Origin of the sequence: Thermosynechococcus sp. PP555, assembly GCF_031583225.1 — a bacterium.
Taxonomy (GTDB): Bacteria; Cyanobacteriota; Cyanobacteriia; order Thermosynechococcales; family Thermosynechococcaceae; genus Thermosynechococcus.
Genome location: NZ_CP134168.1, coordinates 2621157 through 2645257, shown reverse-complemented (window position 1 = coordinate 2645257; position 24101 = coordinate 2621157). Strand labels below are relative to the sequence as shown.

At 54.1% G+C, this 24101-nt stretch carries 22 protein-coding genes; 10 read left to right on the top strand and 12 right to left on the bottom strand.

Features of this window, described 5'->3' with window-relative positions; translation table 11 throughout:
- Positions 1 to 11: 11 nt before the first annotated feature.
- The 4 genes from RHH27_RS13000 to RHH27_RS12985 all read left to right on the top strand — a co-directional run bounded on the left by RHH27_RS13000 (position 12) and on the right by RHH27_RS12985 (position 2699).
- Positions 12 to 650: an HD domain-containing protein gene (locus RHH27_RS13000; RefSeq protein ID WP_149821309.1), complete on the top strand. Its 639-nt coding sequence runs from the start codon at positions 12 to 14 to the stop codon at positions 648 to 650.
- 94 nt (positions 651 to 744) lie between these two features.
- Positions 745 to 948, top strand: a complete 204-nt coding sequence (locus RHH27_RS12995) for a DUF751 family protein (protein WP_149821311.1) — start codon at positions 745 to 747, stop codon at positions 946 to 948.
- Between the two features lie 9 nt (positions 949 to 957).
- Positions 958 to 1560: a DUF3038 domain-containing protein gene (locus tag RHH27_RS12990; RefSeq protein ID WP_149821313.1), complete on the top strand. Its 603-nt coding sequence runs from the start codon at positions 958 to 960 to the stop codon at positions 1558 to 1560.
- The gene (locus RHH27_RS12985; RefSeq protein WP_302678478.1) at positions 1560 to 2699 is read left to right on the top strand and encodes a DUF4335 domain-containing protein; all 1140 of its coding nucleotides are present in this window, start codon (positions 1560 to 1562) and stop codon (positions 2697 to 2699) included. The genes RHH27_RS12990 and RHH27_RS12985 overlap by 1 nt, the downstream gene beginning before the upstream one ends.
- A 4-nt stretch (positions 2700 to 2703) precedes the next feature.
- Here the strand turns inward: RHH27_RS12985 and RHH27_RS12980 are convergent, their stop codons facing one another.
- The 7 genes from RHH27_RS12980 to RHH27_RS12950 all read right to left on the bottom strand — a co-directional run bounded on the left by RHH27_RS12980 (position 2704) and on the right by RHH27_RS12950 (position 12082).
- Positions 2704 to 4122, bottom strand: a complete 1419-nt coding sequence (locus RHH27_RS12980) for a protein kinase domain-containing protein (protein WP_302678477.1) — start codon at positions 4120 to 4122, stop codon at positions 2704 to 2706.
- A 42-nt stretch (positions 4123 to 4164) separates the two neighbouring features.
- The gene (locus tag RHH27_RS12975) at positions 4165 to 4809 is read right to left on the bottom strand and encodes an FHA domain-containing protein (RefSeq protein WP_206200481.1); all 645 of its coding nucleotides are present in this window, start codon (positions 4807 to 4809) and stop codon (positions 4165 to 4167) included.
- Between the two features lie 174 nt (positions 4810 to 4983).
- Positions 4984 to 5781: a phosphate ABC transporter ATP-binding protein gene (locus tag RHH27_RS12970; protein WP_206200480.1), complete on the bottom strand. Its 798-nt coding sequence runs from the start codon at positions 5779 to 5781 to the stop codon at positions 4984 to 4986.
- A 58-nt stretch (positions 5782 to 5839) separates the two neighbouring features.
- On the bottom strand, positions 5840 to 9031 hold the full coding sequence (locus RHH27_RS12965; protein ID WP_302678476.1) for an efflux RND transporter permease subunit: 3192 nt from the start codon (positions 9029 to 9031) through the stop codon (positions 5840 to 5842).
- 91 nt (positions 9032 to 9122) lie between these two features.
- Complete coding sequence (locus tag RHH27_RS12960; protein ID WP_302677334.1) at positions 9123 to 10457, bottom strand: GGDEF domain-containing protein; 1335 nt, start codon at positions 10455 to 10457, stop codon at positions 9123 to 9125.
- A gap of 3 nt (positions 10458 to 10460) precedes the next feature.
- Positions 10461 to 11291 (bottom strand): alpha/beta fold hydrolase, encoded by an 831-nt coding sequence (locus tag RHH27_RS12955; protein ID WP_206200477.1) that lies wholly within the window; start codon positions 11289 to 11291, stop codon positions 10461 to 10463.
- Positions 11292 to 11446: 155 nt separating this feature from the next.
- Entirely contained in the window at positions 11447 to 12082 is a 636-nt protein-coding gene (locus RHH27_RS12950; protein ID WP_302678475.1) for a Uma2 family endonuclease, read from the bottom strand.
- Positions 12083 to 12218: 136 nt separating this feature from the next.
- On the opposite strand from RHH27_RS12950, the gene RHH27_RS12945 reads away from it, so the two are divergent.
- From RHH27_RS12945 to RHH27_RS12935, 3 genes are all read left to right on the top strand, one after another.
- Positions 12219 to 13034 (top strand): FAD-dependent thymidylate synthase, encoded by an 816-nt coding sequence (locus tag RHH27_RS12945; RefSeq protein ID WP_302677336.1) that lies wholly within the window; start codon positions 12219 to 12221, stop codon positions 13032 to 13034.
- Between the two features lie 64 nt (positions 13035 to 13098).
- On the top strand, positions 13099 to 13233 hold the full coding sequence (locus tag RHH27_RS12940; protein WP_256468078.1) for a hypothetical protein: 135 nt from the start codon (positions 13099 to 13101) through the stop codon (positions 13231 to 13233).
- 32 nt (positions 13234 to 13265) lie between these two features.
- Positions 13266 to 14888 carry an MBL fold metallo-hydrolase gene (locus tag RHH27_RS12935; RefSeq protein WP_302678474.1) on the top strand — a complete coding sequence of 541 codons (1623 nt, stop codon included), beginning with the start codon at positions 13266 to 13268 and terminating at the stop codon, positions 14886 to 14888.
- Here the strand turns inward: RHH27_RS12935 and RHH27_RS12930 are convergent.
- The 3 genes from RHH27_RS12930 to RHH27_RS12920 all read right to left on the bottom strand — a co-directional run bounded on the left by RHH27_RS12930 (position 14885) and on the right by RHH27_RS12920 (position 18736).
- Positions 14885 to 16303: a hypothetical protein gene (locus RHH27_RS12930; RefSeq protein WP_302678473.1), complete on the bottom strand. Its 1419-nt coding sequence runs from the start codon at positions 16301 to 16303 to the stop codon at positions 14885 to 14887. The genes RHH27_RS12935 and RHH27_RS12930 overlap by 4 nt on opposite strands.
- Before the next feature lie 73 nt (positions 16304 to 16376).
- The gene (locus tag RHH27_RS12925; RefSeq protein ID WP_315862934.1) at positions 16377 to 17552 is read right to left on the bottom strand and encodes a SpoIIE family protein phosphatase; all 1176 of its coding nucleotides are present in this window, start codon (positions 17550 to 17552) and stop codon (positions 16377 to 16379) included.
- Positions 17553 to 17599: 47 nt separating this feature from the next.
- Positions 17600 to 18736 carry an ABC transporter permease gene (locus tag RHH27_RS12920; RefSeq protein ID WP_302677340.1) on the bottom strand — a complete coding sequence of 379 codons (1137 nt, stop codon included), beginning with the start codon at positions 18734 to 18736 and terminating at the stop codon, positions 17600 to 17602.
- A 421-nt stretch (positions 18737 to 19157) separates the two neighbouring features.
- Between RHH27_RS12920 and RHH27_RS12915 the strand changes: the two genes are divergently transcribed.
- The 3 genes from RHH27_RS12915 to RHH27_RS12905 are packed head-to-tail and all read left to right on the top strand — an operon-like array spanning position 19158 to position 21065.
- A complete protein-coding gene (locus tag RHH27_RS12915) occupies positions 19158 to 19559 on the top strand; it encodes an AbrB family transcriptional regulator (RefSeq protein ID WP_302677341.1) in 402 nt (133 codons plus the stop codon).
- Positions 19540 to 20304: a pantothenate kinase gene (locus RHH27_RS12910; protein WP_206200470.1), complete on the top strand. Its 765-nt coding sequence runs from the start codon at positions 19540 to 19542 to the stop codon at positions 20302 to 20304. Before RHH27_RS12915 ends, RHH27_RS12910 begins: the two co-directional genes overlap by 20 nt.
- Positions 20304 to 21065: a carbon dioxide-concentrating mechanism protein gene (locus tag RHH27_RS12905; protein WP_206200469.1), complete on the top strand. Its 762-nt coding sequence runs from the start codon at positions 20304 to 20306 to the stop codon at positions 21063 to 21065. The genes RHH27_RS12910 and RHH27_RS12905 overlap by 1 nt, the downstream gene beginning before the upstream one ends.
- Here the strand turns inward: RHH27_RS12905 and RHH27_RS12900 are convergent.
- Both RHH27_RS12900 and RHH27_RS12895 read right to left on the bottom strand, forming a co-directional pair.
- Positions 20999 to 22276 carry an NAD(P)/FAD-dependent oxidoreductase gene (locus RHH27_RS12900; protein WP_302678472.1) on the bottom strand — a complete coding sequence of 426 codons (1278 nt, stop codon included), beginning with the start codon at positions 22274 to 22276 and terminating at the stop codon, positions 20999 to 21001. The two genes, RHH27_RS12905 and RHH27_RS12900, sit on opposite strands and share 67 nt — an antisense overlap.
- The gene (locus RHH27_RS12895) at positions 22276 to 24024 is read right to left on the bottom strand and encodes a mechanosensitive ion channel family protein (RefSeq protein ID WP_206200468.1); all 1749 of its coding nucleotides are present in this window, start codon (positions 24022 to 24024) and stop codon (positions 22276 to 22278) included. The genes RHH27_RS12900 and RHH27_RS12895 overlap by 1 nt, the downstream gene beginning before the upstream one ends.
- Between the last annotated feature and the right edge of the window lie 77 nt (positions 24025 to 24101).

Here is a 24101-nt window from a genome sequence, read left to right as displayed (position 1 = left end):
AGGTGAAGCAGATGCCCTCTCTACGTTATCTCGATGCTTTGGAGTATGCCGCTGTTCTGCATCGTGAACAAACGCGCAAGGGATCAAATGTGCCCTATATTTCCCACTTAGTCGCAGTATCAATGATCGCCCTTGAGTATGGTGCCGATGAGGATGTGGCGATCGCCAGCTTGCTCCATGATGCTGTTGAAGATCAAGGGGGACTGCTGACCCTAGAGGCTATTCGTGAGCGTTATGGCGATCGCGTTGCTGCAATTGTCCGCGCCTGTTCTGATTCAGTGGCCAATACCCTAGAAGGAGATGCAAAATTGCCTTGGGCAACTCGCAAACTAGCCTATATCAAACACATCCAACAGGGCACCACTGCCGATCGCGACACTCAACTGGTCTCCGCCAGTGATAAATTGCACAACCTACTGTGCATTCTTAGAGACTATGGCAACATTGGTGGTGATGTTTGGGCACGTTTTCGGGCGGGTCGAGAGGGGGTTCTTTGGTACTACCGCGAGTTGATTGCTGCCTTTGAGGGTGCTCATCTTATTCCTCTAGGCCTGTTAGAGCAGTTGCAACACACCTACCAAGAACTGACCCGTGCCGTTGTGAGTCGGGAGGGCTTTGTGCTGCCGTCTAGTTATGTGCCTATGGTATAGGCCAAGGGTGGTGCTTCCCTAGAGTCTCCGCAGGAGTAGTATCATGAAAGCAATTTCAAGCCCACTGGCGTCACCAAGTTAGGAGCATCAATCAATGGATGGCTTTTGGGAAAATGTCCTGCGCTACCAACGGTATTTTGTTACGGTTCTATTGGGCGTAGTGTGGAATGTCGTTGAGCCATTGGTGCCTCTTTTGAAGCGTCCGCTGAGCGCGATCGCCCTTATTGGCCTCATGGTGGGACTCCTCACATTTGTGGCATTGACGTTACGCGCAATGTTGGGTTTAACCGCTGCATAAGGTGGCACGATGACCTCTTCCCTGCCCATCAAGGCACAAATTGACCTGATTTTGCTGAGTCTCGAAGCCTTGGCTCATGTGGGTTCGGCAGAGGTACTAGCATTGGCAGAAGCCATGGGGTTTGAGGCCTATTTGCCCGATCGCGTGGGGTTATGGCGACTGCGGCAATCAAGTCCCCTGCGGCGAGGTCGTAATGGGCGACGCAAATTGGATGTGGATGAAGCCCGTGCCTTGGCCTTGATCTGCACCCGCTTAGCGCAGCAACACCAGCAAACCATCCGCACCGCCATTGAACGCTGGCAACAGCAGACGAGTCAAGGTCGCCCGCCCCACTTAGAACCCATTCTCGGGGATTACATTGACCGCTTCACCAATTTGTATCAAGAGCGAATGGCCGACAACAGCAGCGATGGTCGTGAATTGGCACAACTGGCCTTAGATTTACTCGTGGATTTGCTCTTTTACAGTACGCCCCAAGGGGCACGTCGCCTTTGGATCACCCTGCTAGAACGCACTACTCCCGCGCCCCCCTCACTATCGTTGGTGGAACCTGAACCAATACCTGCACCAGCTCCTGAATTGCCCACCCTGTTTCCCCATTCCGATGTCTAATGAGTACCACCCTCAGCTACTCTCAACCCACCTGCCAATTGGATGTTGCTGCTGAATTTTTGCCCTTCAGTCAGAAGCTGCGCCGTGCGCCGGTGCGATCGCTCCACTTTACACTGGCTGTCGGAGAAAAACTCTGCTTTGAGGGCAACGATCGCCAGCTCTATCAACTCAAAACGCTGGTCAACGAGTATATTGAGGCTTTCCTGAGTCATCACCAAACACCGACAGAAGTAACCGCAGAGGGCTTTGTCCTGCGATCGCGATCGCCCCTCGAACATGAACTCCATCTACCCGATGGGCAGGTAATTCTTCTGCAACTGACAGAACTATACGATTTGGTGACGGTTCTTGATGACTGGTCTGCCGTGATGGAGCCGTTGCCGGAACTGGTGGAGCGCGCCCAATCAATTGTTGCTCAAATCCCAATCTGGGCCAAAAGTGCAGCGGTGGCCGTGGGTGTGGTTGCTGCCTTCACCCTTGTTACCCAACGTTGGCTCATCCCCCCCGCTTCAATGGTCGTCACTTCCTCTGAGGCCACCCGTGAGGAACCTAACTTGCCTCCCCTAGCGATGCCATCCCCTTTGCCAGAATTGCCAGAACCTGCGGAAACCCCACAACTGGCTCCCCTACCTAGCCCGCCGCCAGCTGCCCCTGAAACATCTACCCTTGTGCCGCTGCCCTCACCGCCAGAAATGCCGCCCCCAGCGATCGTGCCACCCCCGCCCCCTGTTCCCCAAGAGGCACCTCCCCCGCAACCCCCTGATCAAAATAACGTGGTGGTGCAAGCTCCCGCTGGCCGCGCGCCCGCCAGTATTGAACCTGCCCCAATGATCACCCCTCCAGCCGAAACCACCCCCGTCCCTGCAACCACCCTGCGGGAGGTGAAAACCTATTTTCAAGACCGTTGGCGCCCACCGGCCAGTTTAGACACGAGTTTGGAATACCGCATTGTGCTCAACCCCGATGGCACCCTTGCTCAAGCGCTGCCCCTCAATGGTGCAGCCGTTCGCTTTATTGATCGCACCCCAATTCCTTTACAGCAAAGCCCCCTTGCCAGTCCCTTGGGGGGCGATCGCCCGATTTTACTGCGGTTAGTGTTGATGCCCTCTGGAAGCGTGCAAGTGTTTGGTGAAAATTGATGTTCTATGAGGCACTTGAAGAGACGGCGGGGGTAATCGTCGCAATTTCCTGCAAGCGTTTCTTGACTTCGGCGGCGTTGGGATAGCGTTCCCGAGGATCAGGATGGGTCAAGCAGTTAATTAAATCCACCATCAGCGGATCCAAATGGGGAATGTCCTCGGCATAGAGACGATATTCACGGGTGCCCCAGCGGAAATAGGTTTCTGGTTCATAGCCCGTGAGCAAGTACACCATCGTTGCCCCCAAGGCAAATAGATCGGAAGCGGGTTCGGGTTTTCCCTCCTGCTGTTCTGGCGCCGAATAGCCCACTGTCCCAATAAATGTCCCTGAGTCAGAGGTTAAGACGGATGCTTTGCCCCAGCCCACAAGCACGAGTTCTGTTGTTTCCCGTTTAACGTAGGGATGAATGAGATTGGAGGGACGAATGTGTAAATGCAACACAGGGGGGGCTTGCTGGTGCAGCACCTCAAGCAATTCACACACAGGAATCAGCCAACGACTGACCTCAATCACGTTCATTGGCCCTTGATCCTGAATCCGCTGTTTTAGGGATTGGCCATAGATCATTTCTGAGACCAAGTAGGAATCGCTGCCGCACTGAAAGGCCTCCCAAAACTGGGGTAAGACCGGATGCTCGATTTTGCACAATTGCCGCGCTTGGCGCTGAAAGGCACGGATTTCGTTGCGTGACGCCGCAAGACTATGTCCCTTAATCACCGCCGTTAAGCCACTGCGCCAGCCCAAATAAATGTTGCTTTGACCAAGGGCACGAATAATCTGGTAGTTGCCGAGGGTTTTCCAGACGCGCAGAGGCACACCGCAGTCAATGCAAAAAACATCGTTCTCTTGGGCATGGTTGTGCTGGCAATCGGGGGGAGCACGCCACTCGCTGAGTAAATGAACCGGTAGTTGGCCTGTCACCGCAAACTCAGCCTCTTCCTCCGCTTGGGCGGTGGCACTGCTACTACTGGTGGTGGGGGTGCTTTCTTCAGCACGGGAGGTGGGTTCGGCGGCTGTACCGATGGCTTCTTCTTCCCCTGAATAGGTGCCCTTCTCAACATCCACCAAGCGACCTTCGGGCACCGTTTCCATGCGGACATTGGGAGTGGTGGGACGCTGATCAGAACCGAGGCGAATTTGAATATTGGGTCCAGAGCGAGCCAAACGCAGGATGCCACCATCCATCAAGGTTGCCTGTTGAATACGTTTGCCATCCAAATAGGTGCCGTTGGTGCCAAGATTGACCACTTCCCATTGCAAGCCATTACGACGGAGTTCCACATGGTGACGCGACACCACCGCGCTATAGAGCACGACGTGATTATCGACTGCTCGGCCAATACGGATGACATTTTCATTCTCAAAGGTCCAGCTTTGGACTGGGGTGGCTTGAACGGGATGGAGTAATGTCAATGTAATCACGTTGTCTAACCGCCTCTTCGTACCTGAATACACTCTAAAGAACTAGGAGATGCGTTCATAGATAAAAGTGACTAAATCTCCCTTGCCTAAGGCAATGCGATCGCCCGATTGCAGGCGGTGACGATTGCCCGGATAAAGGGGAGTATTGTTAATGTAAGTTCCATTAGCACTTCCCACATCTTCAATATAGTGGGCATTCCCCTCAATCCGCAGATCTGCGTGGATACGGGAGACAATTTCTGAGTTGGGAAAGCCAGCCACATCAATATCGGGGGGAATCCGATCATTGGGCTTGCCAATATGAATGACGGGACGCCCTGTGGGAATTTGCAGTTCTGTGCGAGTTTGCACATGAATCAGCTTGGCTTCAATGGTGGCAATCTCAACCGAGAAGACATGGGCCGGTGGTGGGGGCGGCGGGGGTAGCGTTGTCAGGCGGCCTTGATGGGCAACGGCTTCCACGGTTGGTGCAGCACTGGCTGTGTGTTGCATTACCTCTGGCATTGGGGGTGCACTGACGGCAAGGCGACGCAGATTGAAACCACACTGGCCACAAAAACTAGCGTCTGGTTGAACTGGGGCACCGCAATTTGGACAAGGAGTCATACTGGGCATGGGCGAAAAGCACACTTCACATTGAACAGCACCAACGGGATTGGGATGGAAACACTCGGAACAGATCATCATAGAAATGATGTCCTATGCCACTGCCGATCCAACCAACCTAAGATTAAGGTACCCATCGTTTCTCTCTACTTCCCAGAGTAAAGCTAAAAAAGCTAGCTGCCTCTATATTTAGGTTAGCTTTTACACCCCAATTCTATACGGGTTCATTGCCAAACTGCTGCTCAGTGAGAATGATTAGAAACGACCACTGACATAATCGCAGGTTAAGGGATGCTGTGGCCTTTGAAAAAGTAAGCGCGTGGGAGCGTACTCAATCAGTTGACCCACTGTCTGTCCCTGAGGATTGGTTTGCAGGGCTAAAAAGGCTGTCCAGTCGGAAATCCGCGCTGCTTGTCGTAGGTGATGGGTTGCCATGATCAGGGTGTAGGTTTGTTTGAGGTGGCATAGACACTCCTCCATGCGGCGGGTCGCAGTAGTATCAAGCCCCCTGCAGGGGTCATCCAGTAACAGAATCTCCGGTTGCAGGGCGATCGCCCGCGCCAGACAAAGGCGTTGTTGCTGCTCTAGGGATAGCTCTAGTGCCGGCTCGCCCAAATGATTCTTCAGAGTTTGCCACAGATTCACCTGTTCCAAGGAAGATTGCACAAGGGCATCGAGATCCCCTTGATAGCCATGCACCCGAGCACCAAAGGCGACATTTTCATAGATTGATGTTGGAAAGAGACTCGGTCTGCTGAAAATCATCGGCATACGACAGCGCAGTTGCAACGCATTCCACTCCTTGAGGGCGTGCTGCCGATAGTGAATTTCGCCAGTCACATGGAGATGCGGAAAAAGTTCAATCAAGCGGTTCAAACAGCTTAACAGTAGGCTCTTGCCAGACCCAGAGGCACCGATCAAGGTCACCAGTTGGCGCGGCTGAATCGTGAGGCTGACATTGCTGAGCAGCGGTTGATTGCGGTAAAACACGCTCAGTTGGCGTACCTCAAGGAGAGTATGTTGGCCAACGGCAAGCGGGTCAACAGCAGTCATCGGCAGGACTTGGGCAGAGGCGTCACTACCACTCTAAACAGTAATGTTGGCCTACAGCTTAGCGTTCCTGAAGCTCCTCAGGGGAGGGACTCGTGGGGGGAACGACTGGTGCTGGTAATGGCTCAGGAAGACTGCGCTGGGCGATACGCTCAAAGCCGTGCAGAATCACATAAAAACAGGGAATAAGAAAGAGGGTGAGCAGTGTTGCCACAGCCAAGCCAGAAAACACAACAATGCCAAGGGGCTGCAAAAATTCTGAGCCTTCACCTAGCCCCAATGCCAAGGGGAACATCCCCACCACCGTTGTAATCGTGGTCATCATAATCGGGCGCAGACGGGCAGGGGCAGCTTTGCGAATGGCTTGGCTACGGCTACAGCCCTCCTGTCGGTAAATCTCATTCGCCAACTCCACCATGATGATGGCATTGTTGACGACAATCCCCACAAGCAAAATGGCACCGACAATGACCGTGGCGCCAATGGCCGTCCGTGTCAGGTACAAGCCCCAAATGCCACCGGCCAAGGCCAAGGGAATGGTAAACATAATCACTAGGGGGTCAAGCAGCGAATTGTACTGTACCGCCATGACCACAAACACGAGAAAGGCCGCCAAACTACCCAAGACCACTAAGGCCTGTTGCAATTGCTGATTGGCTTGAGCCGCCGTACTTGGCATTAGGGACACCCCCGGCGGAAACTCCAGATCGTTGAGAATGTCATTCACTTGGGCAAGGGCAGCACTGAGACTGGCACCTTCAACAAGATTGCCCGCTAGCATAAAGACCTGCTGCTGGTTAATGCGGCGGATTTCACCGGGGGCTTGACTGGGTTCGATGCGAGCGACATCCCCAAGGCGGAGGGGACGGTTATTGGCGGTAAAAAGGGGAATCGTTGTCAGGTCAGCGGGCGTTTGAATGCTTTCACTGTCCAGTTGGACACGAATATCCACTAGGCGATCGCCCCGTTGCAGGCGGGTGGGCACAAACCCCTCCAAGGCGGTTTGAATCGTCTGGCCAAGGTTGAGGGTATTCAGCCCCAGTTCACTGACGCGCTCCCAATCCGGCAGAATTTCAATTTCTGGCTGGCGAGGATCTACATCGGGACGAAAGCGCACCAATGTAGCCTTTTCATCAAGGACTTGGAGGACTTGGCGACCAAAGCGGTTGAGGGTCTGCTCATCACTGCCCCGCAGCATCACATCCACATCGGCACCGCGTACAGGTGAGTTGGTGAGAATAATGCCGCGCACTTGGCCGGGACTCAAGCGCAGCCGCACCCCCAGGAGGTTAAGTTGATCAAGGGCTTTTGTTGCTTCTGTAATGTAGCGATCCACATTCACCCCACGCCGTAGAATGATGTTGCTATTAGCTCGCAGCGGATTGGCAATTGTATTCGTGCCAAAGAGGGCACCCCCCGTTGTGGTAAAGACGGCCTCTGTGCCCGGTTGTGCCATCAGCACCTGATCCACTGCCGCCATGACCCGCCGACTGGTGGGCAGGGGGGTTCCCGGTGGAAAAATGGCCATGAGGTTGACTTGACCCGTATTAATGCGCGGCAGCAGTTCTTGGGGAATTTGCTGAGCTAAAAGCCAACTGCCTCCCCCTAGAAGGGCGATCGCCAGCCCCACCACCAGCCAGCGTGCCCGTAGCACCTGCCCCAAGGCCCATTCATAGCGCCCCGTCAGCCAGAGGAACTTTTCATTAAAAAGGCGAATAAACGCGACCTGCCGTAGGCGATTTTGCACCGGCACCCCCAAAAGGCGGGAGGCCAAGGCCGGCACGACCGTGAGTGCCACCAGCAGCGATGCGGCAACCGCAAAACTAATCGTTAGAATCAACTCATTAAAGAGCAGCGCAATCAAGCCCCCCAGCAACAAAAAGGGCAAAATAGCGACCAAGTTAGTGAGGGTAGAGGCCAAAAGCGCTGATTCGATGCCTTGGCTACGCCGTTTTACCTCCTCAAGGTACTGTTCTTGGCTCATGGGGTGGGGGTCAATATCCGCCAAGGTTTCCAACATCACAATGGCGTTATCCACAACGATGCCAACCCCAAGGGCGAGTCCACCCAAGCTAAACACATTGAGGGAGAAGTTAAATAGCCCCATCAGCAACATCGCGGCCATCGTTGACAGGGGAATGGCCAGCAAAATAATCAGGGTTTGCCGCACCGAGCCAAGGAACAGCAGCACCGCGATCGCCGCCAACAGGGTTCCCGTCAGGCCTGCCGTGATCACATTGTTCAGGGAGTTGCGGATATAAACCGACTCATCAAGGACAGGAATGATCTGCGCATCGCGGGGCACGAGATTGGCTGCCTGTAACTCGGCTAAACGGCGCTTGATACCATCAGCCACTTCCACCGTATTGGCTTCCGGCTGCTTAAGAATACTGACTTTGACGGCAGGTTGGCCATTGAGGGTCACAAATACCCGTTGCTCGGCACTGCCATCTATGACTTGCGCTACATCCCGCAGATAGACTCGCTGACCATTGGCACCCGTCAGCATCACCTCCTCAATTTCACCGGCATTGCGAAACCGTCCCACTGTGCGGGTTAAGGGTTCTGCCGTTTGGCCGCGAATGCGTCCCCCTGAGACATCTTGGTTGCGATCGCTCAAAGCAGTTAAAACTTGATTTAGCCCCACCCCCGTGGCCTGCAATCGATCCAGATCCACAAGAATTCGCACTTCTTCGGTTGTCCCCCCAGAGACATCGACTCCCGCCACGCCGGGGACAACACTCAGCTCTCGATCCAAATCTTCGTCGGCAAAGACCCGTAACTCACGGCCACTGAGGGTTTCTGAGGTTAGGGCAAACTCATAGACCGGCAATTGTGACGGATCAAACTTAAAGAGGCGCGGCGACTCAATAATATCCGGCAACCTACTGCGGGCACGGTTAAAAGCAGCAGTGGCTTCATTTAAGGCTTGATCGACATCGCCACCGGGTTCAAAAAATAAATCAATACTGACTTGACCTTCGCGGGTTTGCGAATAGACCTGCACCACCCCCTCCGTGCGACTCAGGGCTTCCTCAAGGGGCTTGGTCACCTCCTCAACAGCAACACTAGGTACCACGCCCGGAATATCCAGCCGTACCCCAATGCGCGGGTACGTAATCGCCGGCAACAAATCCACTTGCAGCCGCATGAGAATAAAGACCGCCAACACAATGACAGTCAGGGTCAGCATCAGGGTGCCGATGTGGCGGGTCACCGCCAAGCCGCTAAAACTAAACCGTGGGGAGGTCATGCAAGTTTAACTGGTGTACAAGTCATCCTTTAGACACCGCTACTCTAACAAATCGTTTCTGAGCTTTCATCCCAGTCAGTGGGGTAAAGCGTCATGCCCAAACCCAGCGATCGCGCCCCCCATGTTTCGCCTTATACAAGGCTTGATCCGCGCGAGGAATCGAGTCACTGAGCACCTGTTCACCGGGTCGAAAAAGCGTGCCACCCAAACTAATGGTTGCAGTCAAAAACTGCTGATCCCCTAGTTCAATTGGTTGGCTTCTCACCACAGCGCAAAGTTCCTCGGCAACGGATTTAGCATGGTCTTCATTGGTGGCAAAAAACAACAGCACAAATTCTTCGCCTCCCCAGCGAACCAAAATACTATCTTTACAGGCCTCTATCACCTGCTTTGTCCTTGCCGCCAATGTGCGCAGAACCACATCGCCCTGATCATGCCCATAGGTATCGTTGATGCGCTTAAAGTGATCAATGTCGAAAATCATGACGATTAGCAGCGCGTCTCCTGTCGCTGCTTGGGACTGATAAGCCTCAACCCGACTCAAGAGAAAGCGGCGATTAAACGCCCCAGTCAAGGGATCCAACCAAGCCAAGGCCAAAAGTGCTTGCTCTCGCTGGCGCATATCACTGATGTCAGAAACGATCCACACACGCCCTAGCCGACTGTCGCCTCGCACGGGGTGGGTATCAATGAGGAAGGTTTTCTCGCCCATCAGACACTCCCCCTTTGCACTAAAGTTGGCATCGGCACTCAGCCCTTGAAAAATTCTGGTTAACTCATCGCGGTTATCGCATCTCTGGCGTGCTTGTTTCATGTGCTCGGCAACAATCTGAACCGGATGGCTTCCGGCTGGCAGTTGCAACCATTGACTGGCATAGGCATTAACCATCGCTGTAGAGCCATCCCCCTTGATCAAAACCAAGCCCAGCGGCACGGTGTCGAAAATATCTTGGAATTGCACTTCAAAGATGAAGCTGTTTTGCCGTTGGCGATGATGAGCCAACAGTTGCCGGTAAAGAGCTGCAATGTAGCCTTTTTGTTCTGCGAGTTGGCACAGCAGCCCCTCTACGGGATTCACCAATAGCAACCCTTGCCGCCACTGCTCTGGCTCACCGCAGGGAATATAAACGATTCGCTCAACCTTATCCAAAAGGCAGAAAAAGATAGAAGGCAGTTTTAGAAAAGGCGTGATATCAATGACAGCCTCCTCAACCAAATCTGGCCACGGAGCAATAATTTCGACGTTGGGAAATCGGCTGGTGCTGGTTGTGGTGATAATCTCTGCCCGATTGCCATGTTCATCGACTGTTAAGGCTAAGACAAGCTCAGACTGCGACCAATTAGCAACTAGATGACAAAATGCTGTAATGGCATCGGGAGTAGGGAGAAGTTGGCGGGCGAGGTGTTCGTGCAAACTTTTGAGCATGCCCTAATCAGAATGGATTATATATTTTTTGAGTAAAGAGCCAACGGCCTCAGGATGAGTCATGTGGGGAAGATGGCCTCGCGCGTCGATCCAATCAAGTGTACTATTTGGCAGTTTCCCCTGCAGCCACAGTGCCACAGGTTGGGGAACCACAAAGTCGTCACGATTGAAAATGAGGTGCACGGGTTGAAAGACTTTGCCCACAAACGCCCTTGTATCAGAATCAAAAATGACCTGAAGTGTGCGCAATGCAACACTTGGCTGCAATCGAAAGAGGGTTTTTGAAAAATCAGCTAGCCGGTGATCCTCGGTCAGGCCAAACATCAGGGGAGCAAAACCCGCAGCCCATGTTTGGTAGTTGGTGACCATGGCGTCATAAATGGCCTGTAGGTCTTCGGGGGTGAGGGTACCGGGATAATTCTCATCTTTGAGATAGCAAGGGGAGGGGTTGAGCCAGATATGTCGTCGAAACAAGTCAGGTCTGGCGATCGCGGCAATTGCGCCAATCATGCAACTGACGGAATGACCAACATATATGCAGGATTGGACACCAAGGCTATCTAGTAATTCAATGAGATCGTCAGCATAACCATACAAATGACTGTGTCTTTGCAGGTCGTAGCGGCGCAACGTGTCTTCGTCGGAGCCACAGCCTGCAAGATCATAGCGAATATAGGTGAAGCCCTCAGGGAAGAAAGGCATTAGGTAATCCCAAGCGCTTTTATCGGTACCAAAACCGTGTCCTAGAACAACGGGAACTGTCCCCCACTGGTCAATCTGGACGTATGGCTTGAGAGACTCGGGAAGACCAGCAACTTGATGCGTGATTTGCATAAACGTTTCGCACTACTCAGCCAATTAATTAAGTTTTTTTAATTTTCAGTGGATAAATTGAGTTCGAAACTTGAAGGGCAATGCTAGAAAAAACATAGCACCTAGATGATCTTACAAAACTCCATTCACCTGAGAAAGAAATCTTTAACAATTTGCTATTGACCGGCGAACCGTTGCCGCAACCGTCGCAGCGCAGCCCCTGTGCCTTGGGTTGCCGCCTCTTCGAGGACAGCACTCATCAACGCTACTAAGTTAATGTCTGGAAAATAGCGGCTTTTGGATCGAGGGACATAGGTCTGGCCATCGAGAGCATAAATGCTCAAGCCCGTTGACTTGAAGAGCCACACTTCAGGAACGCGATAAAGAAGGTAGTCCTCAGCCGCCGTATAGGTGGTGACATCAATTTCAATCACCAAGTCGGGTGGCGGATCGGTTTGCCAATCAATACGGTCTTTGCCGACGGCTGCCGTCCAGTTGTCAATATAGAAGCAATAGTCAGGCTCAATGCCACCCATCTCAGGAATCTCCATGGTGATCGGCGTAAAGGCTTCGTAATTGCGCTCCTCACTATCCAGCAAAATTTTGACAACATCGGCAACGATATTCGCTTCGCGGCCATGACGGGGTAAGGGACTCATGAGCAAAATTTCCCCCCGACGAAACTTGATGCGGGGAATCGAACCATCGCCACGGCTGTTGCGGAGGCAACAGTAATCTTGCCACGTACCGGGCATGCGTAGGACACTGCCGGGGGGAAGAATAATTTTGGCTGGAGAAACAACCGCATACATGGCAAGGTATATCCACAACAGGTCTAGTTCCACTGTGCCACAGCATCAAGGTTGACGCGCTTTGCGGTTGCGAATCGCGCGGACAGTGTTCCCCTTGCACTAGCCTAGAAAAGGCAGAGATTCAGACGAGACAAAGATGCAAGACGGGCGTGTGATTGCCGATTCAATTTCGCCAGCAGGGGTGCGCTTGGTGACGCTGCAACTGACGTATCCGCGTTTTATCCATAGTGAACTGCTCACCCATCGCGTGTTTTCCCGTAATTCCGCTAGTTCGCGAGCGGTGCCTGTGGCCAAAATGATGGAGCAAGTCGAACACAACCCGGTCATTCCTTACCATTGGGGAAAAAACCAGCGGGGGATGCAGGCGCGCCAAGAAAGTGAACATAAGGAGGCTGCCAAGGAAATTTGGCTGAAAACCCGCCTCGCGGTTCTTGAGGGGGCACGCCAACTCCATGAACTAGGCATTCACAAGCAGGTGGTGAACCGCATGCTGGAGCCGTGGCTGTGGATGCAAACGGTGGTGAGTAGCACGGAGTGGGATAATTTTTTGCGCCTGCGCAACCACCCCGATGCCCAGCCCGAAATGCAAGCCTTGGCTAAGCTGATTCAGCATTTGCTGGAAACCCATGAACCGACACCTGTGGCGGTGGGGGATTGGCACCTTCCCTATATCGATCCCAGTGAGCGCGAGCAATATAGCCTTGAGGAGTGTAAGTACATGTCCGTGGCTCGCTGTGCACGGGTGTCCTACTATCTGCGGGATGGCCAACGCAGTGACCCCGCCTCTGATCTGGCGCTTTATCAACGCTTGGCGGGGGCAGAACCGAAGCACCTGTCGCCCCTAGAACACGTGGCAGAATGCATGGGCGATCGCCAGCCCTATGCCAATTTTGTGGGTTGGCGGCAGTTGCGTTACTTTGAGGAGAGAAAATCAGCACATGCCCCCCAATGATCCACGATACACTGAGTAGCAGAAGACACCATTGACTGAGTTGACAAGAGCGAGGAGTGCAGCCATGGACGTTGCTATTAACGTGAAACCCATTCTACTGGCCATTACGCCGGTGTTTATTTTGCTGTGTTTGGTCTTTGGCACCCGCAATGGCTTCTACGACACCGATAACTACCACGGCAACGGTTCTGCTCACTAAAGCTAACCAAGGAGGGTGACTGTTCGTCATTCATGATCGAGTGCCTCAACTATGGGGTGGGTCACGCAGATGAGGGGGTGTGCATTGGCTTAGGAATTGGCACCTATCGGATTTTGCTGGACTGTGGTGTGCCGTCCCTTGATGTTTTGCCCCTTGATGAAATTGAACAGCATCCCTTTGACTTGGTGCTCTGTAGCCATGCCCACGCGGATCATGCCCAGAGTCTATTGGCACTCCATCGCCGTTTTCCCCATATTCCCATCTATGCCAGTGAGGTCACGACCCAGCTTTTGCCCCTCAATTGGCCGCATGAAACGGTTCCCCCTTTCTGTCGTGCTTTGCCTTGGCGATCGCCCGTTGAGTTTGGGGATGGCCTGACCGCCGAACTCTTTCCTGCAGGGCATTTACCGGGGGCTGCTGTTTTTGCCCTCACCTACCAAGACCCCAACCCAGAGCAATCGCCCCTGAGCGTGGTCTATACTGGGGATTTTTTCCTGTCCCATACTCGCTTTACGGAAGGGCTACCCCTTGCGGATCTGCGAGGATTGCAGCCGGATGTGCTGATCATTGAGGCCAGCTTGGGCACCGCGCGTCATCCCCACCGCCGTCAACAGGAAAACCAACTGGCAGAACGCATCCGCACGGCGGTTGATCAAGGCTACAATGTCCTACTGCCGCTGCCGCCCCTCGGTACTGCTCAAGAAATTCTCATCCTACTGCGCAGTCATCATCTTTTTACGGGACAGCCGATTCAAATTTGGGTCACGCCAGCGATCGCTCGCGGCTGTGATGCCTACCTCACGGTTTTGCCCCATTTACCCACGGCCATTCAAAATTTTGCCCAACACCAGTCCCTCTTTTGGGATCAGCGGGTCAAACCCCAAGTGCAGCCCTTAAGCGATTTGGCGCAAATTCGAGGCGCAGCCCCCACCATTGTCCTTGTGGAGGAGGATCAAGACCTGCGTCCCTACCTAGCTCAGGGGAAACGGCCTTGGCTGGTACTCTATCCACGTCTGCGCTATGGTCAGCCTTTTCGGGGCGGTGATCCTACCTTAGCCAGCTTGCCCAATGTAGAGGTGGATACGTTTTTACTTTCCCTCCATGCCGATGGCCCTGCAACGACGCAACTGATTCACAATATTCGCCCGCAGCATGTGGTGCTTATCCACGGCGACCCCAACTACCTTGCCGATTTAGCCAGCCTGAATGAATTGAGCAACCGCTACCATCTGCACACCCCCACCAGTGGCTCAACGATTCAATTTCCCATTGGCCAACTGACGCTTTCGACGCCGAGTTCGTTGGTGCAACTGGCCTATGAGGGGGAGGTGAGTGAGTGGAACGATGAAGCGATGATTCGCCTACCCGCTTCTATTACCACAGATCCACGCTGGCGACGGTTGGCGGATACGGGCTTTGTCCTTGCCTCATGGCAGGGGGAGCAGTTGCTGATTCGCGGCATGACCCCCAAGGAAGTGCTGGGTGGAACATCGACCCCGATCGCCCCCGATCAGGAGAGCTGTTTTAATTGCCAGTTTTATCGCGGTCAGCGCTGCTGGAACGAGGCTTCTGCGCTCTACAACTTCAAAGTGGCACCAGAGGGCTATTGTCCAGCCTTTGAGCGGGCAGAAACACAGCCGGAACCCGAAAGCTAGGCCCCTTGGAGCTGTCGCCGCAGGGTGACCGTCGGACTTTCCGCGCCTGTTTTGGGGTCAATGGCGATCGCCATCAGGGCAATGGAACGCACACTCGCGGGCACGTCAATGTGAAGCACGGTTTGCCAGTAGTCCCCATAGCGATAAAAATCAAACTCCACGAGCCAGCGGGGGCCAGCAATTAACTCTCCTGTTTCGCCATTGGTGATCCACACCTTCACAGAGCAACCCCGTTGTGTTGCCGGCAAATTCACCTTGAGGTGCAGCGGCGATACCAGTGGCTCCGGTGACAGCAGGAGCTGGGGGGGGGTCAATAGATAGGGACTCTTAGGATTCGTGGATACTGGCGGTGTGGGTTCAACGGGGGGCGCTAATTCCGCTAACTGTTGCAATCGCGACCAAAATCGCTCTTGGCGATCAATGGGCAAATCCCGAGGCGGCGGTACGGTAACGGCAGATAGGGGCTGGCAAAAGCTAGGCAAATCCACGACAACAGGGGCTTTTACAGGCTTCAGTTGGGGCGGTAGGGAAAAGCCGCTCACTGGCACAGGTTCGAGAGTCTTATCCCCTAAGATGGGCAACTGCGGGCCAGCGGGTGTTTCGCTCTTAGGTGGGGCGGGTTGGCGGGGCGCAGAGACGGCAGGCATCTCCGGTGCCGGTAACACCGTGACCATAAAGGCTTGCACTTGGCGAAGATCGCTGTGCTCTAGGGGTTGGTTGGGCAGGAGGCGGGCTTCCCCCACCATGACTGGATAATCGGCCAAGGGGGTGAGTGTACAATGAAACCCCCATTTCCCCTCGCGGGCGATCGCGGGCACTGAGTGCTCCTGCACCACATCGCGGGTGACGGGATTGCGCAAACGAATCACCACCGTACCGGGAACGGCAACTGTGCCCTCTAAAACCAGCGTTTCATCGGCAAAGATCGTATAGGCACTTTGGGGCAGCTCAATGAGCGTCGTGGGCAGCTCAGCAGGGGAGGGTGCTTGCGGCTTAGGGGGGTCGGCAGCTTTCACCGGCTGCTCTGGAACCGCAGGCAAGGTTTCTGGTGCCGGTAAATCCCACTCTTCGCTTTGGGCAAGGACATCAAGGGCGATCACAAACACCTCTGCATCCAGCACCCCCTCTTGGGCCACACGGCATTGAAATTCCCAACGCCCCGCCTGCAAATAGGTAAAGGGCAGAATACCCATGAGTCCTGTGGAGCTGCTGCGGTGGGTGCGGCGTTGGTAGCGCTGCTTGGGCACCCCCTGATCATCGTAAAGATGGGTAATTTGCACTTCCACCGAGGTTTCGGCAACCGGACAGCGCGCCATCAAGCGGTAACTGCCCTCCAAAACTTCCGCCGAGGGTGGTTCTAGGGGCAACCAAGCGCGATCGCCCTCCTTTTGCAGTAAAAACTCCCATCCGCCCATAGCTCATTTTCACTCTCCCACTGCTTAGGATATTGCACAGAAAAGGCCACATTATGCAATCTCAGATGCAAAGTTAAGCCGATGGAAAGGCCACTTGCACCAATGAAACATCATCACTGCCAAAGGCATCGGGCGCTGCATGGCTCTGCACTTGGGCAATCAACTGGGGCAGCGCCGGCACAGGGTCTTGGGTGTGGGCAGCAATGAGCAACTCCCTAAAGGCTTCGAGACCCCAAACCCGATTGTCGGTTGTTTCAAACTCATAGATGCCGTCACTAAAGAGGTAGAGAACTGCCGAAGGGGGGACTTCAATCGTGGCTTGGCTAAAGGCCATGTCAGCAAACATGCCAATGGGAATGCCCGGTGTCTTGAGGAGAGTCGCTCGCCAGCCATCAGCCTCAGGGGTGAGGAGCAGTGCCGGCGGGTGTCCACCACTGGCATAGGTCAACTGCCGTGTTTGGCGATCGTACACGCCGTACCAAATCGTGAAATACTTCTCGTGCTGATCCGTCATTTGAAAGCCATTGTTGAGGGCTTCGAGGACTTGGGCAGGGTGCCGATAGTCAAATGTGCCGCTCGTTTGCTCTCGCGTGGTGCTGCGCAGGAGGTTCAAGACGGAGACCGAAGGCAGAGCCGCCCCCAAGCCATGGCCTGAAACATCGAGAATGTAAAGCACTAAATAGCGATCGCCCACCCCAAAAAAGTCAAAGCAATCGCCGCCCAACTGACTCGACGGCAAAAAGTAGTAGTTAATTTTGCAGGGGGCTTCTTGGGGAGCCGGTAGGAGCGATCGCACATAATCCGCAGCCTCGTGCAGTTCCGCCTCTAGGAGTTGTTTCTGCTTGAGCAGATCTTGGTTAAGTTGATAAAGGCGCAGACCCGCCTGAATCCGTGCCCGCAGTTCATTGGGGTCAATGGGCTTGGATAAGAATTCATCCGCACCAGCATCTAAGCCCTGAATGCGATCCTCCAGTTCCCCCTTGGCGGTCAGCAGCACAAAAAAACTGCGGGAGAGTTCCTGATCCTGCTTGATTTGACGGCACACCTCTAGGCCGTCCAGTTCGGGCATCATCCAGTCGCAGATGATCAGGGCGGGTTTCTCAGCGGTGGCGATCGCGATTCCCTCGCGGCCATGGCTAGCAACCGAGACCTGGTAGCCCAGATCCTTTAGGGTTTTGCGCAGCAGCAGTCGGCTAGTAGGGTCATCATCAATGACGAGAATTCGATAGGGCTGGCGATCGCCGCTCATAGCTTCAGCCTGCAAAATCTCCCCCTAGTGTATCCCAAGGCTCTTGGCTATTTTGGGGTTTGCCTCGGATCAAGGGCATCCCGCAGGCCATCGCCAACAATGTTGAAACACAGCACCGTCAGTACAATCAGTGTGGCGGGTGCCCAGACTAACCATGGCTGCAACACTAAGATTGAGGCATTCGTTGCCAACGAGAGCATATTGCCCCAAGAGGGATCCGGCTGCTGAATGCCTAGACCAATGAGACTGAGTACCGATTCCGCCACAATAAAGCTGGGAATCGAGAGCGTTGCGGCAATCATCACGTAGGTTGCTGTCTGGGGAATAATGTGCCGCACAATAATATAGAGCGATCGCCCCCCCATTACCTGCGCCGCTTGGACAAAGGCCATTTCTTTGATCCCCAGCACCTGACCGCGAATCACCCGTGCTAGCCCCGCCCAACTCACAAAGGATGTGATTACGGTAATTAGCAAAAATCGCTCACCACTACTGAGTCCCGTGGGGAGTACTGCCGCCAAAGCCACCAGCAGATAGATGGTCGGCAGCGTCATCAGCACCTCAACGCCCCGCATCAAAACGGCATCGAGCCAGCCGCCAAAGTAGCCAGAAATTGCCCCCACCAGAATGCCAATCGGGAAGGCGATCGCCACCCCCACTAGGCCAATACTGAGGCTAATGCGGGCACCAAAGAGCAGCCGACTGAACTGATCGCGTCCTTGGTCATCCGTGCCCAACAGATTCAGATAGCCCTTACCCACCGTGCCAAAGAGATGGCGATCGCTGGGGAACCCGGCAAAGATCGTACGTGGTTCAATTTGTGGATTGGTGAGACTCCAGCGAGTCGGTAGGGGCAGGGTAATTTCCAAGAAGCGATAGGGGCTGCCCTTGACAAAGAGGCGAATCGGCGACGGTTCCTGCCAGTCTACAATCAGGGGACGTTCCCCTGTTTCCAAGTTCACAGGCCCCAAGCGGGTGGGATAGACATGGGGGCCAAGCCACTGACCGTTGGGGGTGCGCCAGTAAATGCGGGTAGGGGGCAGCAGCGCACCCTCCACTTGAAAGGTATAGGGACTGTAGGGAGCAATAAAATCCGCGGCGATCGCCAGCAGGTACAACGTCAGCAACACCCCCAAACTGACCATCACTAAGGGGTTGCGCCGCAACGCTTGCCAAGGGGTCATTCGTCACTCATCCGCTAGGGTACAGCCACTATACAGCCTTTTTGCTATCCTAGGGCTGCTCTGACAGACTCAATGCCGACATGTCTTCCCTCTTTTTAGAGAGGCATGATGCTATAGATAAATTTGACTCAAAAATCAATAAGTGATAAATAAAACTTAACAAACTAACATCAAATTCCTTTTCTTGTTAAATAGATTCGGTATCACTATATGATTATACTGATTGCTTCAAACTAACATATTGTTAAAAAAATACTTTTTGTTTCAAATAAAGTGGTAACTTGATTAAATCTAATGATTTCTAGTCAGATCATTCTCGCAGGCTCCCTTTTTCTCTCTAGTGCGGGTACCTGTTGATTAAAGAACAATTGAGTTGCTTTATTCATTTGAATAGTGTTCTGACAGAGGAAATATAGAGCGAATGGAAAAACCAAAGCCCCTAACTGGTAAAGCGCTCTTGCAGCGATTAAGTGAACTGGGTTCTGCATCCCGTAAAGAAGCCGCAAAGCTCTGTGGCTACTATCGCGTCACAAAATCTGGTGAGGTGCGTGTTAACTTAGGGAAATTTTACGAAGCGGTACTCGCTGCCGGCGGACTAGAAGTCCAGTCATCAGAAAAAGACGTCAATGGTCAATCAGGACGGGGGCGATCGCCCTCCTATCGAGTGAAGGTGCACCAAAATGGCCAGATTGTCATTGGTGCTGCCTATACCAAAGCCATGAACCTAAAGCCGGGGGATACCTTCAAAATTAAGCGGGGGTATAAACATATTCATCTCTATCTCATCGATCCAGAAGAAGTGGATGGCGCCCCCACAGAGTAATCAATGGTTTGCCCTAATGATTGGCAATAGTCGGCAGCACTGGGCTCTCTTTACGGGTGAACACCTCAGCCGCACTTGGCACCTCACCCCTGAGGAATTTGCCTTTAATCCTGCCCAAAACTATCCCAACCTCCCCTGCTGGGGTGCGAGTGTTGGTGCTGTGTCCTTGCACCAAGTCTATCCGACGGCGATCGCCCTCACCCTCGAGGATATTCCCATTCCTCGGATGTACCCCAGCCTAGGGATTGACCGTGCCCTTGCCCTCTGGGGAGCGCTTCAGGTTTATGGGGCACCAGTGTGTGTGGTGGATGCGGGAACTGCATTAACGCTGACCCTAGCCAACGATCGCGCTGAATTTGCGGGCGGTGTGATTCTCCCGGGTGTTGGGTTAATGGCACGAGCACTGGCGGACTATACGGCGGCGTTACCCTATGTGACGCTTCCCCCCGAACCACCCCCCCGTTGGGGAACCACTACTACCACAGCGATTGAAAGCGGTCTTTACTACGGTACTGCCGCCATGTTGCACGCCTATCTGGGCGCCTTTTTTCAGGCGTTTCCCCAAGGTACGGTGATTGTGACCGGGGGCGATCGCCCCTTTCTCAGTGAACTGTTAAAGACATTTTTAGATGCCGATCGCTGGCATGAAGATGATCATCTGGTTTTTTGGGGGATCCGCGCCCTCCGCAACCCAACCGTTAAGATAGAAATGCACCCGATGAACAGGATTGACGACTTCCGCTAATGGAGCGACGGGATGACTTTACGGATTTAGCCTTGGGACTGGTTTCAGCCCAGAGCTTTCCGGCGATAGTGGGCATTGCCGATCACATGCTCAAATCCGCCGATGTCCTCCTAGTGGGCTATGAAAAAATTGGCAGTGGCCACTGTACCGCCATCGTGCGCGGGCGAATTGCCGATGTGCGTCTAGCTGTGGAAGAGGGCGCTGAGCGGGCACAGCAGTTTGGTCAAGAACTCAGTACCTTAGTCATTCCCCGGCCTGACCCCAACCTAGAGAAAATTCTTCCGATTGGCAGTCTCCTCGCCCAGATTGCCTCTAAAAGTCGCGGCCATCGCCTCAGTAGCCACGCGGTTGGCCTATTGGAAACGCGAGGATTTCCAGCCATGGTGGGGGCAGCGGATGCCATGCTCAAGGCGGCAGATGTGATCCTAACGGCCTACGAAACCATTGGCGCCGGTCTATGTACGGCCATTATTCGCGGCACGGCCTCCAATACCGCGATCGCCCTTGAGGCCGGGATGGCAGAAGCCGATCGCATTGGTGAACTCCATGCAGTGATGTTGGTACCTCGTCCCCTTGAGGATTTGGATCAATCGTTGCCCTTGGCACCCGCCCTACAACGGGAACTGCAACCCCTGCGCCTACCCCTCACCCTCAAGCAAAAAGAAACCGAACCCCTTGCCCTTCAAGGTGCGGCTCAAGAGAGTGTGGCCGTGGAAGCGCCTGCCGAAACGGTGCCCGTCGAACCCTCTGCCAATCCCTGACCGGCAATCCAGCCCGTTGTCCACGCACTTTGCAGATTAAAGCCCCCCGTCACGCCATCGATATCGAGAACTTCGCCCGCAAAGAATAGCCCCTCACAGCAGCGGCTGGCCATGGTTCTAAAGTCCACTTCCTTGAGAGCCACCCCACCACAGGTGACAAACTCCTCTTTGAAGGCGCCCTTGCCAGCGATCGCGAAGGTACCTCGGTGCAAGGCCTCCGCCAGTGCCAGCAGTTGTTTTTTACTGAGGTGTGCCCAAGTTTGCTCAGCCGGAATCCCCACGCTGGTTGTCCAGTAGCTCCAGAGGCGGCGCGGCAGCGGAAAGGGACAATGGCGGGCGATCGCTCGCTTCGGGGTATGGCTACGACAGGCTGCCAACTCCCCTTGAATCTGCGGCAGTGACAGATGGGGGAGCCAATTCACCACCAAGGTGCCGCGATAGTTCTGCGCCGCTAAGGCACGTGCCCCCCATGCCGAGAGTTTCAAGACCACAGGGCCACTCAAGCCCCAATGGGTAACGAGAATAGCACCGGTTTGGGTTAAGGGGGGCTGCTGCAACAGTTTGAGGGTTGCTTCCACGGGTTCGACACTGAGGCCTGAGCGCTCCTGCAAGAGCGGGTCATCAATGTGAAACGTAAACAGCGAAGGGACGGGGGGAATAATGGTGTGTCCCAATTGTGCCGCCAAGCGATAGCCTTGGGAACTACTGCCGGTGGCCAGAAGGACGCGATCGCCCACAAGGGGTTGAGGCTGCTGAGCAACCGTGACTTGAAACTCATTGCCGACTTTCACCATTTCCTTCACTGCTGCGCGGGTACGGAGGCGAATGCCCAGAGCCGTTGCTTCTTGCACCAGACAGTCAATAATGGTTCCTGAGTCATCACTGACGGGAAAGACTCGCCCATCGGCTTCGGTTTTCAACTTCACCCCCCGCGCCTCAAACCAAGCGATCGTGTCTTGGGGTTGGAAGCGACTAAAGGCACCCCGCAAGGCCTTGCCACCACGGGGATAGTGCTGCACCAATAGCGCTGGATCAAAACAGTGGTGGGTGACATTGCAGCGACCACCACCAGAGATGCGGACTTTGCTCAGCAGCGTTGCCCCAGCTTCTAAAATCGTGACGAGATTGCGAGAATTAGCCGTCGCACAGGCGATCGCTCCAAAAAATCCAGCGGCACCACCGCCGATGACCAAAATGCGCTGACCTGCCATCAAGATTCCAAAGGAGAAGGATAGGTATGTTCATCGTTGTCGTTTTTGCCGTTGCGATCGCGCGCCAAATGCAGCTGTTGATGCAGCCGACCCACGGCAATCCCCTCTGTGGCCATCAGGTTGAGCACCCGCCGCCGAAACTCGCGCCCCACCGCCCACTGTTGTCCTGGCTGGGTTTTAATCCAAATGCGCACGAGTAAGCCACTGGCGGTAATCTGATCAATTCCTAGAACTTCTGGCCGCTCCAGCATCTTCAGTTGCCACTCCGGTTCTTCGTAAAAGTGGATACTCAAGTCATTCAGCAACGACAACAGGCGATCGGGATTGGTTTCAATATCCACCCACAGTTCGAGATTAACCCGTGACCAAGTGCGGGTCAGGTTGGCTACCTTGGTAATCGTACTATTGGGAATTGTAATCAGCTGACCCTCGGCATTGCGCAACTGAGTAATGCGCAAATTGAGATTTTCCACTAAGCCGGAGTAGGGTTCAATTTCCACCACATCGCCAATGCCGTACTGATCCTCCCAGACAATGAGCAGACCATTGATAATGTCCTTCACCAAGTTCTGTGACCCTAGGGAAATGGCCAAGGCTAAAAAGCCCCCCACAGCGAGAATGGAGGAAACAGGTACCCCTAAGGAACCCAAGATAACCACTAGTCGAATCAAATAAATGACAACGGTCTTAAAGCCGCGCATCACTTCCACAGTGGTACTAATCCGCAGGGTTTTACGCTGGGTATCAGCAAACTTGAGCAGATTATTTTGCTCCCAGAAAACACGAATGCGATCAAAGGCCAAGTCAGCAAATTGATTCAGCAGCCCCGTGCCAAACCAGACCACCATCCACAGAATCGGCAAGCCATAGACTTGGGAACTCAGCCAGCGGGTCATGGGGAAGAGGCGTAGAATTGCCGCTAGGCCGAGTAGCCACAAAGCCACTTGTCCCCACAACAGTAGATACCGAACGAGACTAATGAGCTTGATGCGCTGCTTGAGAAAAAAGTGGTGCCGCAGATGGGGCAGAAGCGGCAAAACCCACTCCGGTTCCGTCGTTTGAGTGGTCACTGTGTCGAGTTGCCCTTGTAGATGCTTGCGTTGGCGGATCAAGAAGCGTTGCACAATTAAAATGACGAAACTACCTGCACCCACCTTGATAAAGATCAAGACAGCCTCCTGAATTTGCGACATCAGGGCTGTGTCGGTGCGTTCCTGAATCGCTCGGTTCATCTGCTGTTGCAAAATGTCTCGCCACTGCTGGGCAAGGGTTTCAGGGGGCAGTTGATGGTAGTCGCTGTCGGCCTCTGTCACCGTCAGGAGGCGAGTGGTGCGTTCCGCTTGGCCAATGCGGGCACTGATGACTAAAACATTATTGAGGCGAGCCACACCAATGTTTACAAGTTCGGGCGATCGCCGTCGCTGGCGGATAGCACTATGGAGGACGCGCCGTAGATTTGACTCAATGAGTTCAGCGCGCACTTCAACGGGAATGGCCTCACTGGGATGAGTGCGATCGCGCACCGTCGGCGCAGCAATGGTAAAAAGGGTGCTGCCATCGAAGCGAACATCGGCAATTTCCAGCTCACCAATGCGGGTAACACCGGGAGGTGGGGGGGTGACTGCGGTTTGACTGATGCCGGGTACGGCGAGCTGAGCCACACTTGGCCAAGGAGAGAGAATGGCTAGCAAGAAGGTCACAAGGGCGATCGCTCCCCACCGCCATAATCGCTGATACCCGTTGATCATTCGCACGTACTGATATTCTGCACGGCAACACGAACTAGGACTATCCTCTCACCTTTTGAAGGCTGAACTCAGTTCAC

What these genes read in the sequence shown, in the direction of transcription:
- RHH27_RS13000 (WP_149821309.1), top strand. Translation starts at nt 12, where the DNA reads ATGCCCTCTCTACGTTATCTCGATGCTTTGGAGTATGCCGCTGTTCTG.
- RHH27_RS12995 (WP_149821311.1), top strand. Translation starts at nt 745, where the DNA reads ATGGATGGCTTTTGGGAAAATGTCCTGCGCTACCAACGGTATTTTGTT.
- RHH27_RS12990 (WP_149821313.1), top strand. Translation starts at nt 958, where the DNA reads ATGACCTCTTCCCTGCCCATCAAGGCACAAATTGACCTGATTTTGCTG.
- RHH27_RS12985 (WP_302678478.1), top strand. Translation starts at nt 1,560, where the DNA reads ATGAGTACCACCCTCAGCTACTCTCAACCCACCTGCCAATTGGATGTT.
- RHH27_RS12975 (WP_206200481.1), bottom strand. Translation starts at nt 4,809, where the DNA reads ATGATGATCTGTTCCGAGTGTTTCCATCCCAATCCCGTTGGTGCTGTT.
- RHH27_RS12970 (WP_206200480.1), bottom strand. Translation starts at nt 5,781, where the DNA reads ATGACTGCTGTTGACCCGCTTGCCGTTGGCCAACATACTCTCCTTGAG.
- RHH27_RS12965 (WP_302678476.1), bottom strand. Translation starts at nt 9,031, where the DNA reads ATGACCTCCCCACGGTTTAGTTTTAGCGGCTTGGCGGTGACCCGCCAC.
- RHH27_RS12960 (WP_302677334.1), bottom strand. Translation starts at nt 10,457, where the DNA reads ATGCTCAAAAGTTTGCACGAACACCTCGCCCGCCAACTTCTCCCTACT.
- RHH27_RS12955 (WP_206200477.1), bottom strand. Translation starts at nt 11,291, where the DNA reads ATGCAAATCACGCATCAAGTTGCTGGTCTTCCCGAGTCTCTCAAGCCA.
- RHH27_RS12950 (WP_302678475.1), bottom strand. Translation starts at nt 12,082, where the DNA reads ATGTATGCGGTTGTTTCTCCAGCCAAAATTATTCTTCCCCCCGGCAGT.
- RHH27_RS12945 (WP_302677336.1), top strand. Translation starts at nt 12,219, where the DNA reads ATGCAAGACGGGCGTGTGATTGCCGATTCAATTTCGCCAGCAGGGGTG.
- RHH27_RS12940 (WP_256468078.1), top strand. Translation starts at nt 13,099, where the DNA reads ATGGACGTTGCTATTAACGTGAAACCCATTCTACTGGCCATTACGCCG.
- RHH27_RS12935 (WP_302678474.1), top strand. Translation starts at nt 13,266, where the DNA reads ATGATCGAGTGCCTCAACTATGGGGTGGGTCACGCAGATGAGGGGGTG.
- RHH27_RS12930 (WP_302678473.1), bottom strand. Translation starts at nt 16,303, where the DNA reads ATGGGCGGATGGGAGTTTTTACTGCAAAAGGAGGGCGATCGCGCTTGG.
- RHH27_RS12925 (WP_315862934.1), bottom strand. Translation starts at nt 17,552, where the DNA reads ATGAGCGGCGATCGCCAGCCCTATCGAATTCTCGTCATTGATGATGAC.
- RHH27_RS12920 (WP_302677340.1), bottom strand. Translation starts at nt 18,736, where the DNA reads ATGACCCCTTGGCAAGCGTTGCGGCGCAACCCCTTAGTGATGGTCAGT.
- RHH27_RS12915 (WP_302677341.1), top strand. Translation starts at nt 19,158, where the DNA reads ATGGAAAAACCAAAGCCCCTAACTGGTAAAGCGCTCTTGCAGCGATTA.
- RHH27_RS12910 (WP_206200470.1), top strand. Translation starts at nt 19,540, where the DNA reads ATGGCGCCCCCACAGAGTAATCAATGGTTTGCCCTAATGATTGGCAAT.
- RHH27_RS12905 (WP_206200469.1), top strand. Translation starts at nt 20,304, where the DNA reads ATGGAGCGACGGGATGACTTTACGGATTTAGCCTTGGGACTGGTTTCA.
- RHH27_RS12900 (WP_302678472.1), bottom strand. Translation starts at nt 22,276, where the DNA reads ATGGCAGGTCAGCGCATTTTGGTCATCGGCGGTGGTGCCGCTGGATTT.
- RHH27_RS12895 (WP_206200468.1), bottom strand. Translation starts at nt 24,024, where the DNA reads ATGATCAACGGGTATCAGCGATTATGGCGGTGGGGAGCGATCGCCCTT.